The sequence below is a fragment of the Escherichia sp. KTE52 genome (assembly GCF_000408325.1).
Classification (GTDB): domain Bacteria; phylum Pseudomonadota; class Gammaproteobacteria; order Enterobacterales; family Enterobacteriaceae; genus Escherichia; species Escherichia marmotae.
Genome location: NZ_KE138680.1, coordinates 710,502 through 728,112 on the forward strand (window position 1 = coordinate 710,502; position 17,611 = coordinate 728,112).

Sequence of the window (17,611 nt, forward strand, 5' to 3'; positions counted from 1 at the left end):
GCCTCAAAATCTTAAAATAACATCATAATTGCCAAGCTCACGACGTAATGTTTCAGCTTCGAGCGGCGTGGCTTCCACGACCAATGGTGTCTCCGGATTTAACCCGCGTTCACGTAGTGAAGCCGCACAAACCCAACACTGTTCAATGTCGTAAAGCCCCAGCAGTTTAAAGGTAGCGATGTAATCACGCGCCAGCACTACATCGGGCTTTTGGCCTGGCAGAATTTGAAAAACACCATCGGCAATAAAGAAAACTGCAATATCGTCAGTTAATGCGGAGGTTGCGAGTAATGCATCTAATCCTTCACGGCCAGCCGCTGTGCCGTGAGGTGCAGTAGAAAAGACAAACGCAATTCGTTTCATCAGAACTGTACCACCCTGTCGCAGGTCAGCGAGGCTTCCGCCAGAGCGCCAAGGCCACTTAAGGTAAAGCCCGGCTGGAGATTAGCTGATGCCAGACCTAATCTTCCAGCCTCGGTTTCATCGACAATACCGCGACGTAATGCTGCCGCCACACAGATATTCAGCATCACGCCGTGTTGTGTATTCAATTGCTGCCAGCCGCGCACAAGGTCAAATTCATCACTCGCGGGAGAGGTCAACTGGTTGGCGTTGTAGACACCTTCCCGGTAGAAAAAGACGCTACTCAGCTCATGACCTTCGGCTATCAGCGCCTGCGCAAACTGAAAAGCACTACTCGCCTGTTGCGTACCGTATGCTGGCCCGGTTACCACAATGGCAAAACGCATTACTTATCTTGCCCCTGGAAATCACCGCTCTTGAACTGACGGATATAGAGATAGACAGTATGTTTGGAGATATTCAGACGGTCAGCCACCTGGTTGATCGCGTCTTTGATGTCGAAGATGCCTTTCTCGTAAAGATTCAGCACGATCTGGCGATTTTTGGCGTTATTAGAAACATTGCGATCGGCGTTCACTTCTTCAATGGTGAACTCCAGCGTTTGGGTAACCAGATCTTCAACAGAAGAGGCAAAGTTGACGCTTGAACCGACATCCGGGGTTTCTGGCGGCACAAAAGTGCTCATAATCTGCGAGAAAGGAACATCAAGATTCATATTGATACATAGCAGACCAATCACTCGCTGTTCGCGGTTACGAATGGCGATTGTCAGGGACTTCATTAATACTCCGCTTTTGGCGCGAGTAAAGTAGCATTTAGAAACGCTGCTATCCGCCCCCGTCATATCGTGCAGCATACGCAGCGCCAGATCGGTAATTGGCGAACCAATCTTCCGGCCTGTATGTTCACCGTTGGCAATACGAATGGCTGAACATTTTAAATCCTGCAAAGAGTGCAAAACGATTTCACAGTGGGAGCCAATGAGCATCGCTAACCCGTCCACCACCGCTTCGTAGGATTTCAGAATATCAAAATCGGTCTGGTCGAAAGGACGTTGATCCAGTAAATCCAACTCACTGGTTTCGTTGGTTAAAAGCGACCTGGACATGAAAAAAAACACTCCTTTTCAGGAGCCTGTCGTTAACTTTTCAGGGCAGGCTCATTAATGATGCGGGTAATTAAATTAATACAGCGGAGGTTCCGCTTTCCAGCACTAATTATATCCGGCCTGCAATAAAAAAACCGCCGCCTGGTCAGGCGGCGGTTTTTAATGCTTATTTTTTAGCAGAATCTGCTGCTTTAGCATCTGCTTCTGGCTTCGTATCAGCCTTCGGCGCTGGTTTCACATCCAGCAGCTCTACGTCAAACACCAGGGTAGAATTCGGTGGGATCCCCGGAACCCCCGCTTTGCCGTAAGCCAGTTCTGGTGGAATAACCAGCTTAATCTTGCCGCCTTTCTTAATGTTCTTCAGACCTTCAGTCCAGCCCGGGATTACACCATCCAGACGGAAGGAGAGCGGTTCACCACGGGTGTAAGAGTTATCGAACTCTTTACCGTCGATCAGCGTACCTTTGTAGTTCACCACAACAGTGTCGCTGTCTTTCGGTGCTTCACCTTTACCGGCATCCAGGACTTGATACACCAGGCCAGTAGAAGAGGTTTTCACACCTTTCTCTTTGGCAAATTTCTCGCGGTACTCTTTACCTTTCGCTTCGTTATCAGCCGCATCTTTTTCCATCTTCGCCTGAGCGGAGGATTTCACGCGTGCTTCAAACGCTTGCAGAGTCTGTTCGATCTCTTGATCGGAAAGTTTGCTCTTATCAGCAAATGCATCCTGAACGCCAGCGATCAGCTGATCTTTATCCAGTTTAATGCCCAACTTTTCTTGTTCTTTCAGAGAATTTTCCATGTAACGACCCAGCGAAGCGCCCAGTGCGTAAGCTGATTTCTGATCGTCATTTTTGAACGCTGCTTTGCTGTCAGCAGTTGTAGCAGGTTTCGCCGCTTCGGCAGCAAAAGTGATTGGTGTATGCAGGGCAACAGCCATTGTGGTCGCCAGCAGCGTTACTTTAAACAGTGATTTCATCCATATCTCCAGGATCGGGGCATCTCACCCCAGGGTTAACTATTATCAGAAGGGTACTATAAAGCGTTGTCGGATAAATCTACATACAGACACGCCCTATTATCATCTATTTTCAGACTCTTTTTGTTTAAATTAGTTTCGATGCCACAAAATGAGTGCTGTCTCTGGCAACAAAGTTAAGTAGAATCCGCGGCGACCATTCGACAAAAGAGGTGAATCATGCAGGATTTATCAATGGAAGCACGCCTGGCAGAGCTGGAGAGCCGACTGGCTTTTCAGGAAATCACCATTGAAGAACTGAACGTCACGGTGACCGCTCATGAAATGGAGATGGCAAAACTGCGCGATCATCTGCGTCTGCTGACCGAGAAGTTAAAAGCCAGTCAGCCGTCGAACATCGCGTCACAGGCTGAAGAAACGCCACCTCCGCACTATTGAGGCGAAAAAAAGCGGGGAATTCCCCGCTTTTTTGTCACCTGTTCTGCCTTAGTGGCAACCGCAACCGCCGTTACCTTTACCGCCACAGCAACCTTCGCCACCGTGTTCATGACCGTGATCGTGGCCATGACCGCCGCAGCAACCGTCGTGATCGTGGTGATGATCGTGCGCACCATGAACGTGACCGTGAGCCAGTTCCTCTTCGGTCGCTTCACGAATCGCCACAACTTCAACGTTGAATTTCAGATTCTGACCAGCCAGCATGTGGTTACCGTCAACCACAACGTGATCGTCTTCAACGGCAGTGATTTCAACCGGTACTGGACCCTGGTCGGTTTCAGCCAGGAAGCGCATACCCACCTGCAGTTCGTCAACGCCCATAAATACGTCTTTAGGAACGCGCTGAACCAGGTTTTCGTCGTACTGACCGTAAGCGTCGTTCGCGCCAACAGCGACATCAAATTTGTCGCCAACTTCATGACCTTCCAGCGCCGTTTCCAGGCCAGAGATCAGGGAACCGTGACCATGCAGGTAGTCCAGCGGCGCACTCACCGGAGACTCATCAACCAACACACCGTCTTCTGTACGTACCTGATAGGCCAGGCTGACCACCAGGTCTTTTGCTACTTTCATGATATCTCCTGAGCATGGGAAGAATTGTGGCGCAGATTGTAGCGGAATTCTGCAGCCGTGTACTCACTAGCTTAAAAAAACTCAGCGCATATCGCTAGTCCGGATAAAAAATCCCGATAACTTGCTCATCTTTGCGAACGTGATCGCGGGCTTCTTTATCCGCTTCCCGCATTTGGTGTCCGCACTTAACGCATTCAACAATATCAATATTATTTTCGCGCCACATCGCCATTGAATCCTGCGCCTGACAGGCTGGACATTTTGCACCAGCGATAAAGCGTTTTCGTATTGCCATATTCACCCTCTACTCAAATTCATCCCAGCCGTCGAGCTGACGTCGTTCTTGTTGCATCTCACGCTGGAAAATCTCTTCCAGTTCGCGTCGGGCTTCCCTGGCGCGAGAAATTTGTACGGTATCGGCATGCATCGGGATTAACTCCCGCAACATACGCATATCCAGGCGACGAAAATGGAGCTGTGCCCGCTGTGCCTGATGCGGGTGCATCCCAAGCGTAACCAGCGTTTTGCGCCCCAGCTCTAACGCACTGGAGAATGTTTCACGGGAAAACTGCGTCACCCCTGCCTGTAATAACTCATGCGCTTCCACACGTCCGCGCGCTCGCGCAAGAATATGCAAATGCGGGAAGTGTTGCTGGCATATTTCCACCAGTTTCATGGTGTCTTCCGGTTCATTGCAGGTAATGACGATGGATTCTGCGGCTTCTGCACCCGCAGAGCGCAACAGGTCAACTTGCGTAGCGTCGCCGTAATATACTTTGTAGCCATATTTGCGCATCAGGTTAACCGCGCTGATATCCCGCTCCAGCACGGTAATGCGCATTTTATTCGCCATCAGCAAACGACCAATCACCTGACCAAAACGTCCGAAGCCCACCACAATCACTTGCGGTTTATCATCGTTTACCCACGGTTTTTCATCCTCTTCTTCCGGGGCGTTGAACTGGCGGGATAGCCACTTATCCACAAGCTTCATCAACAGCGGTGTGGTCATCATGGAAAGCGTAACTGTCACCAACAACAGCGCCATCTGATCGCCCTGAAACAATCGTTGTGAAGAGGCTGTAGAAAAGAGCACAAAGGCAAACTCACCGCCCTGACTCAGCACACCAGCAAACTGCATCCGCTCGGAGCTGCGCACACCATACAGCCTCGCCAGCAGATACAGCACGAGAATTTTCACCGCTACCAGCACAACCACACTTATCACCACCCACAGAAGATGGGTATAAAGCACCCCAAGGTTGAGCGACATCCCGACGGAGATAAAAAACAGTCCAAGCAGCAAGCCTTTAAACGGATCGATAGCCGTTTCCAGTTCATGGCGATATTCGCTCTCCGCCAGCAACACGCCCGCAATAAACGTACCGAGCGCCATCGACAGCCCCAGCGCATCCATAAATAACGCAGACCCCAGCACCAGCAGTAACGTCGCGGCGGTGAATACTTCCCGCACACCTGAAGCCGCAATAAAGCGAAATACCGGGCGCAGCAAATAGCGCCCGCCGATCAACATGCCGACAAACGCCAGCACCTTCATGCCGACCTTCATCCAGTCGAAATGTTCGTCTGCCGATCCCGCCAATAACGGCACTAACGCCAGCGCCGGGATCACCGCCAGATCCTGAAACAGCAACACCGAGAAACCTAACTGACCGGATTCGCTGCGATTCATCCCTTTCTCGCGCATTAGCTGCAACGCCATTGCGGTTGAAGACATCGCCAGACCAATTCCCCCCACAACTGCCGCCTGCCAGGCAAAGTCCGTCAGCATCAATAATCCTGCCAGCAACGCCGCGCTTAACAGCACCTGCGCTGCGCCGACGCCAAAAATGGAGCGCCGCAATTGCCAGAGCTTGGAAGGATTCAACTCGAGCCCGATGATAAACATCAGGAACACCACGCCAAGTTCCGAAAAGTGGAGGATCTCATCGACGTCGCTAATAAACCCCAGTCCCCACGGACCAATCGCAATTCCAGCCAGCAAATATCCCAACACCGCACCAATGCCCAGCCGCGATGCCAGTGGCACCGCAGCCACCGCCGCGAAGAGAAACAGCACTCCTGCAAGTAAAAAATCGGAACCTTCCATCAGCGACCTCCCACGGGCAGCGGATTTGCCAGCCAGTCGCTGTAGGCTCTGGCGTGACTCGCCAGCTCCTGTGCGCTTTGCCGTCTCGCCCAGTAAATAATGATGGGGCTTAACCAATGCATCCGGCACATGCCCGCCGCCAGTTCAAAGGGGCGCAGAACATCGCTCATCGGATAACGATTCAGCGCGTCATAACGGTAGGCACTTTCTGGTTCGCCGGTGGTGATCACGCTACGCCAGTACTTTCCCGCCAGTTGGTTTCCTCCCGGCCCGCTGGCAAACCCACGGCTTAACACCCGGTCAAGCCACTCTTTCAGTAACGCCGGGCAACTGTAGGTATAAAGCGGATGCTGAAAAACAATCACCTCGTGCTCACGCAGTAATGCCTGCTCACGGGGAATATCAATAAAAAAATCGGGATAGTGCGCGTAAAGGTCGTGCACGGTAACATTGCTGAGCTGCGTGGCCGGTTTAAGCAGTACCCGGTTTGCCACCGAGTCCTGAGATTCCGGATGGGCATACAGCAGCAAAACTTTCGCTGGCTGAGACATCATCCCCCTCCCGGTATGGTTTTGTGTATAGTCGCTGTTTTGGGCTACCATTGCGCCCGGAGCGGCAGCTCGCCCATACACTACATTATCATAATGATAATTTAACATAGTCTGAACATACGGCGCCTTATGATTGTTTTCTCCTCGTTACAAATTCGTCGCGGCGTGCGCGTCCTGCTGGATAATGCCACCGCCACTATTAACCCTGGCCAGAAAGTCGGCCTGGTGGGTAAAAACGGCTGCGGTAAATCTACCCTACTGGCATTGCTGAAAAATGAAATCAGCGCCGATGGCGGCAGCTACACCTTTCCTGGTAGCTGGCAACTGGCGTGGGTGAATCAGGAAACGCCGGCGCTACCGCAAGCGGCACTGGAATATGTCATTGATGGCGACCGCGAATATCGCCAACTGGAAGCGCAACTTCAGGATGCTAACGAACGTAACGACGGACATGCTATTGCGACCATTCACGGCAAGCTGGATGCTATCGACGCGTGGAGTATTCGCTCCCGCGCCGCCAGCCTGCTGCATGGCCTCGGTTTCAGCAATGAGCAACTGGAGTATCCGGTGAGCGATTTCTCTGGTGGCTGGCGAATGCGCCTTAACCTCGCCCAGGCACTGATTTGCCGTTCAGACTTGCTGCTGCTCGACGAACCGACTAACCACCTCGATCTCGATGCAGTTATCTGGCTGGAAAAATGGCTGAAGAGCTATCAGGGCACGCTGATCCTTATCTCTCACGACCGCGACTTCCTCGATCCGATCGTCGATAAAATCATTCATATCGAACAGCAAAGCATGTTCGAGTACACCGGCAACTACAGTTCGTTTGAAGTGCAGCGCGCCACCCGTCTGGCGCAGCAACAGGCGATGTACGAAAGCCAGCAGGAGCGCGTGGCGCATCTGCAAAGTTATATCGACCGTTTCCGCGCCAAAGCCACCAAAGCGAAGCAAGCCCAGAGCCGCATTAAGATGCTCGAGCGCATGGAGCTGATTGCCCCCGCGCACGTCGATAACCCTTTCCGTTTTAGCTTCCGCGCGCCGGAAAGCCTGCCTAATCCATTGCTGAAGATGGAAAAGGTCAGCGCGGGTTATGGCGATCGCATTATTCTCGACTCGATCAAACTGAATCTGGTCCCCGGTTCGCGCATTGGTCTGTTAGGCCGCAACGGCGCAGGTAAATCAACATTAATCAAATTGTTAGCCGGTGAACTTGCGCCGATTAGCGGTGAAATTGGCCTGGCGAAAGGGATTAAACTCGGTTACTTCGCTCAGCATCAACTGGAATACCTGCGCGCAGATGAATCGCCCATTCAACATCTGGCGCGTTTAGCACCGCAAGAGCTGGAACAAAAACTGCGAGACTACCTCGGCGGCTTTGGTTTCCAGGGCGATAAAGTAACGGAAGAAACCCGCCGTTTCTCCGGTGGGGAAAAAGCACGGCTGGTGCTGGCGCTGATCGTCTGGCAGCGTCCGAATCTGCTGCTGCTCGACGAACCGACCAACCACCTTGACCTCGACATGCGCCAGGCACTAACCGAAGCGTTGATCGAGTTTGAAGGCGCGCTGGTTGTCGTTTCGCACGACCGTCACTTACTGCGTTCCACCACTGACGATCTCTATCTGGTTCACGATCGTAAAGTCGAACCGTTCGATGGCGATCTGGAGGATTATCAACAGTGGTTGAGCGACGTTCAGAAGCAGGAAAACCAATCTGACGAAGCGCCGAAAGAAAACGCTAACAGCGCCCAGGCACGTAAAGATCAGAAGCGTCGGGAAGCAGAGCTGCGTGCGCAAACCCAGCCGCTACGTAAAGAAATCGCCCGTCTGGAAAAAGAGATGGAAAAGCTGAATGCACAACTGGCACAGGCAGAAGAAAAATTGGGCGACAGCGAGCTATACGACCAGAGCCGTAAAGCAGAACTGACCGCTTGTCTGCAACAGCAAGCCAGCGCCAAATCCGGGCTGGAAGAGTGCGAAATGGCATGGCTGGAAGCCCAGGAGCAACTGGAACAAATGCTGCTGGAAGGCCAAAGCAACTAATGGCGCAAGTAACGACGACCGATCTTAACGACGCCAGCAGTAGTGCTGAATTCACCCCCATGCGTGGCTTCAGTAATTGCCATCTGCAAACCATGCTGCCGCGTCTGTTTCGTCGTCAGGTGAAATTCACCCCACACTGGCAGCGGCTGGAATTGCCTGACGGTGATTTTGTCGATCTCGCGTGGAGTGAAGATCCCACACAAGCGCAACATAAACCGCGTCTGGTGGTTTTTCATGGTCTCGAAGGCAGTCTGAATAGCCCTTACGCACATGGTCTGGTCGAGGCAGCGCAAAAGCGTGGTTGGCTTGGCGTAGTGATGCATTTTCGCGGTTGTAGCGGTGAACCAAACCGGATGCACCGCATTTATCACTCTGGTGAGACGGAAGATGCCAGTTGGTTTTTACGCTGGCTACAACGCGAATTTGGTCATGCGCCAACGGCTGCCGTGGGCTATTCGCTTGGCGGTAATATGCTGGCTTGTCTGCTGGCTAAAGAAGGCAATGACGTCCCGATTGAGGCGGCGGTAATTGTCTCCGCGCCGTTTATGCTGGAAGCCTGTAGCTATCACATGGATAAAGGCTTCTCCCGCGTTTATCAGCGTTACCTGGTGAATCTGTTAAAAGCCAATGCAGCGCGTAAACTGAAGGCGTACCCCGGAACACTGCCGATAGATCTCTCGCAGTTGAAATCGGTGCGCCGCATCCGCGAATTTGACGATCTGATCACCGCCAAAATTCACGGCTATGCTGACGCCATCGACTATTATCGTCAGTGTAGCGCCATGCCGCTGCTCAATCGGATCGCCAAACCGACACTAATTATTCATGCCAAAGACGATCCGTTTATGGATCATCAGGTGATCCCTAAACCGGAAAATTTACCCACGCAGGTGGAGTATCAACTGACCGAACATGGCGGTCACGTTGGCTTCATTAGCGGTACGTTACTCCACCCGCAAATGTGGCTTGAGTCACGCATTCCTGACTGGTTATCAATGTATCTGGAGGCGAAATCATGTTGATTCCCTGGCAAGACCTCTCCCCCGAAACGCTGGAAAATTTAATTGAAAGTTTTGTGTTACGCGAAGGCACAGATTATGGTGAACATGAGCGTACACTTGAACAGAAAACCGCCGACGTCAAACGCCAGCTACAATGCGGAGAAGCGGTGCTGGTATGGTCGGAGCTGCACGAAACGGTCAATATCATGCCGCGTAGTCAGTTTCGCGAATAACCTGCAACCGTCGGCGGACAAGATAATAATGATAGCCAGGTCATGGAGTTACTATGTCTGCCAAACATCCGGTCATTGCAGTAACAGGATCCAGCGGCGCGGGGACCACCACCACCAGCCTCGCGTTTCGTAAAATATTCGCGCAGTTAAATCTGCATGCAGCCGAGGTGGAAGGCGACAGTTTTCACCGTTACACCCGCCCGGAAATGGACATGGCGATCCGCAAAGCGCGCGATGCCGGGCGGCATATCAGCTACTTCGGTCCCGAGGCCAACGACTTCGGCCTGCTGGAACAAACCTTCACTGAATACGGGCTGAGCGGCAAAGGCCAGTCGCGCAAATATCTGCACACCTACGATGAAGCCGTGCCGTGGAACCAGGTGCCCGGTACGTTTACCCCGTGGCAGGCGCTGCCAGAACCGACCGATGTGCTGTTTTATGAAGGATTGCACGGCGGCGTGGTTACGCCACAACATAACGTCGCGCAGCATGTAGATTTATTGGTTGGGGTCGTGCCTATCGTTAACCTGGAGTGGATTCAAAAACTCATCCGCGATACTGGCGAGCGCGGACACTCACGAGAAGCAGTGATGGACTCGGTAGTGCGCTCAATGGAAGACTATATCAACTACATCACGCCGCAGTTTTCCCGCACTCATATCAACTTCCAGCGCGTCCCCACTGTTGACACGTCTAACCCTTTCGCTGCAAAAGGCATCCCGTCGTTGGATGAAAGTTTTGTGGTGATTCATTTTCGTAATCTGGAAGGGATCGATTTCCCCTGGCTGCTGGCGATGTTACAAGGCTCATTCATTTCCCACATCAATACGTTAGTGGTGCCGGGAGGTAAAATGGGTCTGGCAATGGAGTTAATTATGCTGCCGCTGGTACAACGACTGATGGAAGGGAAGAAAATCGAGTAAATGTTCTTATATGCCGGATAAAATAATATCCGGCATCATATTTTAATCATTAAATCACGCGGCTATCACTTCATAGGAGTGGGTAATATTCACGGCTTTCTCTAGCATCAGCGCTACCGAACAATACTTCTCGGCAGAGAGATCCACCGCTCGCGAAACCGCCGCCTCCTTCAGGTCGTGACCTGTGACGATAAAATGCAAATTGATGTGCGTAAACAGGCGCGGTGCCTCTTCGCGGCGTTCAGAGGTCAATTTTACTTCACAATCGACCACATCCTGACGCCCTTTTTGCAGGATAGAAACCACATCAATGGCGCTGCAACCGCCTGCCGCCATCAACACCATTTCCATCGGACTTGGCGCTTTATCGCCAGAGTTACCGTCCATTAAAATCTGGTGACCCGAGGCTGACTCGCCCAAAAAAGTTAACCCTTCGACCCACTTCACACGCGCTTGCATAATCGGAACTCCATTGCGTCAATTTTCCTGACAGAGTACGCGTACTGACCAAATCGCGCAACGGAAGGCGACCTGGGTCATGCTGAAGCGAGACACCAGGAGACACAACGCGAAAGCTATGCTAAAACAGTCAGGATGCTACAGTAATACATTGATGTACTGCATGTATGTAAAGGACGTCACATTACCGTGCAGTTCAGTTGATAGCCCCTTCCCAGGTAGCGGGAAGCACATTTCGGCAATCCAGAGACAGCGGCGTTTTCTGGCTCTGGAGAAAGCTTATAACAGAGGATAACCGCGCATGGTGCTTGGCAAACCGCAAACAGACCCGACTCTCGAATGGTTCTTGTCTCATTGCCACATTCATAAGTACCCATCCAAGAGCACGCTTATTCACCAGGGTGAAAAAGCGGAAACGCTGTATTACATCGTTAAAGGCTCTGTGGCAGTGCTGATTAAAGACGAGGAGGGTAAAGAAATGATCCTCTCCTATCTGAATCAGGGTGATTTTATTGGCGAATTGGGCCTGTTTGAAGAAGGCCAGGAACGTAGCGCATGGGTACGTGCGAAAACCGCCTGTGAAGTAGCTGAGATTTCCTACAAAAAATTCCGTCAATTAATTCAGGTGAACCCGGATATTCTGATGCGTCTCTCCGCACAGATGGCGCGTCGTCTGCAAGTCACTTCAGAGAAAGTGGGCAACCTGGCATTCCTTGACGTTACAGGTCGTATTGCACAGACACTGCTGAATCTGGCGAAACAACCCGATGCCATGACTCACCCGGACGGTATGCAAATCAAAATTACCCGTCAGGAAATCGGTCAGATTGTTGGCTGTTCTCGTGAAACCGTGGGACGTATTCTGAAGATGCTGGAAGATCAGAACCTGATCTCTGCACACGGAAAAACCATCGTCGTTTACGGCACCCGTTGATCCCATCGGAGTGGCGCGTTACCTGGTAGCGCGCCGTTTTGTTTAAGCCGATGTGGCGCAGACTGATTTATCATCCCGACATCAACTACGCACTACGACAAACACTGGTGCTATGTTTGCCCGTGGCCGTTGGTCTATTGCTTGGCGAATTAAGACTCGGGCTGCTCTTTTCTCTCGTCCCCGCCTGTTGCAATATTGCGGGGCTTGATACTCCTCATAAGCGTTTTTTCAAACGCTTAATCATTGGTGCGTCGCTGTTTGCCACTTGTAGCTTGCTAACGCAACTGCTGCTGGAAAAAGATATCCCCCTACCCTTTCTGCTGACGGGGTTAACGTTGATACTTGGCGTCACTGCTGAGTTAGGGCCATTGCACGCAAAATTACTTCCCGCATCGCTACTCGCCGCCATTTTTACCCTCAGTCTGGCGGGATATATGCCGGTCTGGGAACCGTTGCTCATCTACGCGTTAGGCACGCTCTGGTATGGACTGTTTAACTGGTTCTGGTTCTGGCTCTGGCGTGAGCAACCGTTACGCGAGTCGCTTAGCCTGCTGTACCGTGAACTGGCGGATTACTGTGAAGCCAAATACAGCCTGCTTACTCAGCACACCGATCCCGAAAATGCTCTGCCACCATTGTTGGTGCGTCAGCAAAAAGCGGTCGATTTAATTACCCAGTGCTATCAGCAAATGCATATGCTTTCCGCGCAAAATAATACGGACTACAAGCGGATGCTGCGTATTTTCCAGGAGGCGCTGGACTTACAGGAACATATCTCGGTCAGTTTGCATCAGCCGGAAGAGGTGCAAAAGCTGGTCGAGCGGAGCCATGCGGAGGAGGTTATCCGCTGGAATGCACAAACTGTCGCCGCCCGCCTGCGCGTGCTGGCTGATGACATTCTTTATCATCGCCTGCCGACACGTTTTACGATGGATAAGCAAATTGGCGCGCTGGAAAAAATCGCCCGCCAGCATCCGGATAACCCCGTGGGACAATTTTGCTACTGGCACTTTAGTCGCATCGCCCGCGTGCTACGAACGCAAAAACCACTTTATGCCCGCGATCTGCTGGCAGATAAACAGCGGCGAATGCCGTTACTCCCGGCGCTGAAAAGCTATCTTTCCCTGAAATCGCCAGCGCTGCGTAATGCCGGACGATTGAGTGTGATGCTAAGTGTTGCCAGCCTGATGGGCACCGCGCTGCATTTGCCGAAATCCTATTGGATATTAATGACGGTATTGTTGGTGACGCAAAATGGTTATGGCGCTACTCGCCTGCGGATTGTGAATCGTTCTGTGGGAACCGTGGTCGGGTTAATCATTGCGGGTGTTGCGCTGCACTTTAAAATTCCCGAAGGTTACACCCTGACGTTGATGCTGATTACCACGCTCGCCAGCTATCTGATATTGCGTAAGAACTACGGCTGGGCGACGGTCGGTTTTACCATTACCGCTGTGTATACCCTGCAACTGCTGTGGCTGAATGGTGAGCAATACATCATCCCACGCCTCATTGATACCATCATCGGCTGTCTGATTGCCTTCGGTGGCACGGTATGGCTGTGGCCGCAGTGGCAGAGTGGTTTACTGCGCAAGAACGCCCATGACGCCTTAGAAACTTACCAGGAGGCTATTCGTCTGATCCTCAGTAAAGATCCGCAACCCACGCCACTTGCCTGGCAGCGAATGCGGGTGAATCAGGCGCATAACACCCTGTATAACTCGCTGAATCAGGCGATGCAGGAACCGGCGTTTAACAGCCATTATCTGGCAGACATGAAACTGTGGGTAACACATAGTCAGTTTATTGTTGAACATATCAATGCCATGACCACACTGGCGCGGGAACACCGGTCATTGCCGCCGGAACTGGCGCAGGAGTACTTGCAGTCTTGTGAAATCGCCATTCAGCGTTGTCAGCAACGACTGGAATATGATGAACCGGGTAGTTCTGGTGACGCCAATATCATCGACTCGCCAGAGATGCTGCCACACGAAGGTGCGTCCGGCACGCTGGAGCAGCATTTACAACGCGTTATTGGCCATCTGAATACGATGCACACCATTTCAGCAATGGCCTGGCGGCAGCGACCACACCACGGGATTTGGTTGAGTCGCAAGTTGCGGGATTCGAAGGCGTAATTTATTCATCGCCAGAACAAAATCGAGGGTCAGATAAGGCACATACGCCGTATCCGACGCCCTTTGCCTGGTGCGACGCTTACCGCGTCTTATCAGGCTTACTCCCGTTTTACGCCGCAATCACCTTCGCCACTGCGCGGGCAAAACGCTGCATCCCTTCGTCGATATCCGCATCTTCCACCACCAGCGACGGCGCAAAACGCACCACATCTGGTCCGGCGTTCAGCACCATTACACCTGCATCCGCACCCGCATAAAGGAAATCACGCGCCTTACCTTTGTATTGTGGTTTCAACTCCGCACCAATCAACAGCCCCATGCCGCGAATATCGCTAAACACATCGTACTGCTGATCAATCTTCTGCAAATGCTCAACAAAACGCTGACGTTTCGCCTGAATGCCTTCCAGCACGACCGGCGTATTGATGATATCAAACGCCGCCCCAGCGACCGCACAGGCTAGTGGATTACCACCGTAGGTGGAACCGTGCGAGCCAGGATGAAACGCAGACGCAATCTCCGCCGTGGTCAGCATGGTGCTAATCGGGAAACCACCGCCTAACGCTTTGGCGGAGGTCAGGATATCCGGCGTCACGCCGTAGTGCATATAGGCAAATAAATCGCCTGTCCGCCCCATCCCGCACTGCACTTCATCAAATACCAGCAATGCCTGATGTTGATCGCACAGTTCACGCAAGCCCTGCAGAAACTCCGGCGTCGCAGCCGTCACGCCGCCCTCGCCCTGAATCGGCTCAACAACCACTGCGCAGGTATGATCATCCATCACTGCTTTCACCGCGTGGAGATCGTTAAAGGGAACATGAATAATGTCTGCCGGTTTTGGCCCAAAGCCGTCAGAATATTTCGGCTGGCCGCCCACCGAGACGGTAAACAATGATCGGCCATGAAAGGCGTTATGGAAGGCAATAATTTTGGTTTTGAACGGGCTATGGCGCACACAAGCGTAATGACGTGCCAGTTTAAAGGCAGTTTCGTTGGCTTCCGTCCCGGAGTTCATAAACACCACTCGTTCGGCAAAGGTCGCCTCAATCAGTTTACGCCCAAGACGTAATGCTGGTTCATTGGTGAAAACGTTGCTGATATGCCACAAGGTTTCGCCCTGGGTTTTTAACGCTTCCACCAGCGCCGGATGGCAATGACCTAACGCCGTAACCGCAATCCCCCCCGCGAAATCGACATACTCCTTACCCTGTTGATCCCAGATTCGGCTACCCTGGCCTTTTACCGGAATAAACTCTGCCGGTGCATAAATCGGCAGAATCACTTCATCGAAAGTCGCGCGTGTAATTGCTGTTTGTTCAGTTGCCATCTCATGATCACCCTGTTACGCATAAATCATTATGAAATTATAATCACAAAATATGCATAAAAAATCATTAAATGGCAACCAGAAATCAGCGATGCAGGAAATTAGCCAGCAACTGATGCCCCTGTTCGCTAAGAATACTTTCCGGATGAAATTGCACCCCTTCGAGATCCCACTGGCGATGGCGAATCCCCATAATCTCGTGGGTCTCGCTCCAGGCGGTCACTTCAAAACACTCCGGCAGCGAGTCGGGGTCCACCACCAGTGAATGGTAGCGCGTCACGGTTAATGGATTTGCCAGCCCCTGAAATACGCCTTCGCCGTTATGCGTAATGGGTGAGGTTTTGCCGTGCATTACCTTTGCGGCGCGTACCACTTTAGCGCCGAAAACCTGCGCCATCGCCTGATGCCCCAGGCAAACGCCAAGAATCGGCAACCGTCCGGCATAGTGACGAATAACCTCAAGGGAAATCCCGGCTTCATCTGGCGTACAGGGTCCAGGCGATATGACAATTTTCTGCGGTTTAAGGGCGTCAATATCCGTCAGCGTCAACGCATCGTTGCGCTTAACCAGCACATCCGTCCCCAGTTCACAAAAATACTGGTAGAGGTTCCAGGTGAAAGAATCGTAGTTATCAATAAGCAGGATCATGGCGGCTCCGGTACGAAAGAACCGCGCTATTTTACTCAGATTCCCCGGCTTCGCTTACCACTTTGCTAAATATCGTCTTCAGCGCAGAGAGATCGCCCATTGCCCCGCTCTGATTAGCCTGATTCCACACCTCTTTTTCGATGCCCAGCCAGCTCAATTGATAGCCAGCATGAATCGCCAGTTGTTCGAAGAAGATACGCTGCGCAAGGCCACTTCCCGCGCGGAATGGGTGCAGGACGTTGATTTCACAATAGTAGTGTGCCAGCCGCTCAACGAACTTCTCTTTCTCAAGGCCGACCAGATAACCTTCTTCCTCCAGATCCTGCATCAGGGCATTGCCCTCTTTTTCGATATAGGCAAAGTGGCAGAATGGTGTATCTCCTTGATAAATGTCAACTTCGCGTAATTGGCCCGCCCAGTCGAAAATATCCTGATAAAGCTGGCGATGAATAGCACGCAAATGGGGTAAACCGCGCATCAGCGGACCAAGCTCAATGGTCGCGGCGCGCAGCGCCGTCATTTCGTAAGCGGCCTGCTCCAGTCGCTGCTGTTGGCGGATATCCAGTCGGTTACGCATGATGTCGAGGCCAGGATAAAGATACGGGTCGCGCCCTTCTCCGAACTTATCGCTCATAGTGCCTCCTTAGCTCTTCAAGGCGCACCAAAGCCTCAGCGGCAGTAAGCGTCACCAAGGGGCTCTCGACACCTTCGAGACGGCGGCTGGCCTGGAAATTACGATTACGCTGAAGTTCCCAAAGACGGGACTTTTGCTTATCGGTGAGTTTCTTCACTTGATGCCTCCCTGAACGTGTCCGTTTGCCACAAGTATAAGCGGCAAATGCAGGTTACGCCGGGAGAGCAGATGCGCGGACAATATTGCCCGCGCGAGAAATCGTTACGGCAGGACTTTAGCGGAAAGGATAACGACCGGCTTTGACGGCACATTCTGGTATGGACCAACATCATGAGTCGGCACCTGGGAAATCTTGTCTGCGACATCCATCCCTTTTACCACTTTACCAAAGACGGCGTAGCCGAAATCACGCTGGCCGTGGTCGAGGAAGGCGTTATCGGCAACGTTAATAAAAAACTGGCTGGTTGCGCTGTCTTTATCAGCAGTACGCGCCATAGCAATCGTGCCGCGCGTGTTGCGCAGACCGTTATCAGCTTCATTTTTGATCGGCGGATTCGGTTTTTTCTGCTGCATCTGCTCGGTGAAACCGCCGCCCTGAATCATAAAGCCCGGGATCACCCGGTGAAAAGTGGTGTTGTTATAAAAACCGCTGTTCACATAATCGACAAAGTTTTGCACTGATACCGGTGCTTTCTGGCTATCCAGCTCCAGTTCGATATTACCAGCAGAGGTTGTTAACAATACGTGCGGGTCCCCTTTCGCTGCCATTGCTACAGGTGAGAGAGCAGAAAGAGCGAAAACAGCTACAAAAGCTGCCAGGGTCGATTTGAACATGAGATTTCCTTAACAGAGCAGAAAAAAAGCAAGTGAAGAGATTCTAAATAGCCTTCAATGACAAGGCCATTCCTTTACCTAATTTTACGTACTTGAAATATATGTAACCTGATGATCACTTATATTCCGTGATCAGAATCACTTTAAATATTGCAAATTAGCAACCGTTTGCAATTAGATATTTAATCAGATCACAAAATCACCTAAAATCGCCCGCTCGCGGCATACCCACTATGCCATTTTCTCTT

21 protein-coding genes are annotated in these 17,611 nt (G+C 51.8%); 7 read left to right on the forward strand and 14 right to left on the reverse strand.

Going from position 1 to position 17,611, the window contains the following annotated elements; all coding sequences use genetic code 11:
* Window positions 1-3 precede the first annotated feature (3 nt).
* From tusC to fkpA, 4 genes are all read right to left on the reverse strand, one after another.
* Window positions 4-363, reverse strand: a complete 360-nt coding sequence (gene tusC, locus A1SC_RS08165; protein ID WP_001517204.1) for a sulfurtransferase complex subunit TusC — start codon at window positions 361-363, stop codon at window positions 4-6.
* On the reverse strand, window positions 363-749 hold the full coding sequence (tusD, locus tag A1SC_RS08160) for a sulfurtransferase complex subunit TusD (RefSeq protein WP_001209699.1): 387 nt from the start codon (window positions 747-749) through the stop codon (window positions 363-365). The genes tusC and tusD overlap by 1 nt, the downstream gene beginning before the upstream one ends.
* Window positions 749-1,471: a helix-turn-helix transcriptional regulator gene (locus tag A1SC_RS08155; protein WP_000091466.1), complete on the reverse strand. Its 723-nt coding sequence runs from the start codon at window positions 1,469-1,471 to the stop codon at window positions 749-751. Before A1SC_RS08155 ends, tusD begins: the two co-directional genes overlap by 1 nt.
* Before the next feature lie 166 nt (window positions 1,472-1,637).
* On the reverse strand, window positions 1,638-2,450 hold the full coding sequence (gene fkpA / locus A1SC_RS08150; protein ID WP_000838277.1) for an FKBP-type peptidyl-prolyl cis-trans isomerase: 813 nt from the start codon (window positions 2,448-2,450) through the stop codon (window positions 1,638-1,640).
* 219 nt (window positions 2,451-2,669) lie between these two features.
* On the opposite strand from fkpA, the gene A1SC_RS08145 reads away from it, so the two are divergent.
* Window positions 2,670-2,888, forward strand: coding sequence for a protein SlyX (locus tag A1SC_RS08145; protein WP_001153620.1), 219 nt, complete (start codon window positions 2,670-2,672; stop codon window positions 2,886-2,888).
* 48 nt (window positions 2,889-2,936) lie between these two features.
* Here A1SC_RS08145 and slyD read toward each other — a convergent pair whose 3' ends face one another.
* From slyD to kefG, 4 genes are all read right to left on the reverse strand, one after another.
* Window positions 2,937-3,521, reverse strand: a complete 585-nt coding sequence (gene slyD / locus A1SC_RS08140) for a peptidylprolyl isomerase (protein ID WP_000861331.1) — start codon at window positions 3,519-3,521, stop codon at window positions 2,937-2,939.
* A 94-nt stretch (window positions 3,522-3,615) separates the two neighbouring features.
* Complete coding sequence (locus A1SC_RS08135; protein WP_001007731.1) at window positions 3,616-3,816, reverse strand: YheV family putative zinc ribbon protein; 201 nt, start codon at window positions 3,814-3,816, stop codon at window positions 3,616-3,618.
* Window positions 3,817-3,825: 9 nt separating this feature from the next.
* The gene (kefB, locus tag A1SC_RS08130) at window positions 3,826-5,631 is read right to left on the reverse strand and encodes a glutathione-regulated potassium-efflux system protein KefB (RefSeq protein ID WP_016262606.1); all 1,806 of its coding nucleotides are present in this window, start codon (window positions 5,629-5,631) and stop codon (window positions 3,826-3,828) included.
* Complete coding sequence (gene kefG, locus A1SC_RS08125; RefSeq protein WP_001517205.1) at window positions 5,631-6,182, reverse strand: glutathione-regulated potassium-efflux system ancillary protein KefG; 552 nt, start codon at window positions 6,180-6,182, stop codon at window positions 5,631-5,633. The genes kefB and kefG overlap by 1 nt, the downstream gene beginning before the upstream one ends.
* Window positions 6,183-6,311: 129 nt before the next feature.
* Between kefG and A1SC_RS08120 the strand changes: the two genes are divergently transcribed.
* The 4 genes from A1SC_RS08120 to A1SC_RS08105 are packed head-to-tail and all read left to right on the forward strand — an operon-like array spanning window position 6,312 to window position 10,382.
* Window positions 6,312-8,225 carry an ABC transporter ATP-binding protein gene (locus A1SC_RS08120; protein ID WP_000634831.1) on the forward strand — a complete coding sequence of 638 codons (1,914 nt, stop codon included), beginning with the start codon at window positions 6,312-6,314 and terminating at the stop codon, window positions 8,223-8,225.
* Window positions 8,225-9,247, forward strand: a complete 1,023-nt coding sequence (locus tag A1SC_RS08115) for a hydrolase (RefSeq protein WP_000079999.1) — start codon at window positions 8,225-8,227, stop codon at window positions 9,245-9,247. Before A1SC_RS08120 ends, A1SC_RS08115 begins: the two co-directional genes overlap by 1 nt.
* Entirely contained in the window at window positions 9,241-9,459 is a 219-nt protein-coding gene (locus A1SC_RS08110) for a YheU family protein (RefSeq protein ID WP_000907082.1), read from the forward strand. Before A1SC_RS08115 ends, A1SC_RS08110 begins: the two co-directional genes overlap by 7 nt.
* A gap of 53 nt (window positions 9,460-9,512) precedes the next feature.
* Window positions 9,513-10,382, forward strand: a complete 870-nt coding sequence (locus tag A1SC_RS08105) for a phosphoribulokinase (protein WP_001274686.1) — start codon at window positions 9,513-9,515, stop codon at window positions 10,380-10,382.
* A gap of 54 nt (window positions 10,383-10,436) precedes the next feature.
* Here the strand turns inward: A1SC_RS08105 and A1SC_RS08100 are convergent, their stop codons facing one another.
* Window positions 10,437-10,841: an OsmC family protein gene (locus tag A1SC_RS08100; RefSeq protein ID WP_016262607.1), complete on the reverse strand. Its 405-nt coding sequence runs from the start codon at window positions 10,839-10,841 to the stop codon at window positions 10,437-10,439.
* Window positions 10,842-11,142: 301 nt separating this feature from the next.
* Here A1SC_RS08100 and crp point away from each other — a divergent pair, with 301 nt between their 5' ends.
* Together crp and A1SC_RS08090 are read left to right on the forward strand one after the other, a co-directional pair.
* The gene (crp, locus tag A1SC_RS08095) at window positions 11,143-11,775 is read left to right on the forward strand and encodes a cAMP-activated global transcriptional regulator CRP (protein WP_000242755.1); all 633 of its coding nucleotides are present in this window, start codon (window positions 11,143-11,145) and stop codon (window positions 11,773-11,775) included.
* Window positions 11,776-11,825: 50 nt separating this feature from the next.
* Window positions 11,826-13,916: a YccS/YhfK family putative transporter gene (locus A1SC_RS08090; protein ID WP_001517208.1), complete on the forward strand. Its 2,091-nt coding sequence runs from the start codon at window positions 11,826-11,828 to the stop codon at window positions 13,914-13,916.
* Between the two features lie 109 nt (window positions 13,917-14,025).
* Here the strand turns inward: A1SC_RS08090 and argD are convergent, their stop codons facing one another.
* From argD to ppiA, 5 genes are all read right to left on the reverse strand, one after another.
* The gene (argD, locus tag A1SC_RS08085) at window positions 14,026-15,246 is read right to left on the reverse strand and encodes a bifunctional acetylornithine/succinyldiaminopimelate transaminase (RefSeq protein WP_000190011.1); all 1,221 of its coding nucleotides are present in this window, start codon (window positions 15,244-15,246) and stop codon (window positions 14,026-14,028) included.
* A gap of 85 nt (window positions 15,247-15,331) precedes the next feature.
* Complete coding sequence (gene pabA, locus A1SC_RS08080; protein WP_000601889.1) at window positions 15,332-15,895, reverse strand: aminodeoxychorismate synthase component 2; 564 nt, start codon at window positions 15,893-15,895, stop codon at window positions 15,332-15,334.
* Window positions 15,896-15,926: 31 nt separating this feature from the next.
* The gene (locus A1SC_RS08075; protein WP_001517209.1) at window positions 15,927-16,529 is read right to left on the reverse strand and encodes a putative adenosine monophosphate-protein transferase Fic; all 603 of its coding nucleotides are present in this window, start codon (window positions 16,527-16,529) and stop codon (window positions 15,927-15,929) included.
* Complete coding sequence (locus tag A1SC_RS08070; RefSeq protein ID WP_000736867.1) at window positions 16,519-16,686, reverse strand: YhfG family protein; 168 nt, start codon at window positions 16,684-16,686, stop codon at window positions 16,519-16,521. Before A1SC_RS08070 ends, A1SC_RS08075 begins: the two co-directional genes overlap by 11 nt.
* Before the next feature lie 104 nt (window positions 16,687-16,790).
* Complete coding sequence (ppiA, locus tag A1SC_RS08065; RefSeq protein WP_000477213.1) at window positions 16,791-17,363, reverse strand: peptidylprolyl isomerase A; 573 nt, start codon at window positions 17,361-17,363, stop codon at window positions 16,791-16,793.
* Window positions 17,364-17,611: the final 248 nt, after the last annotated feature.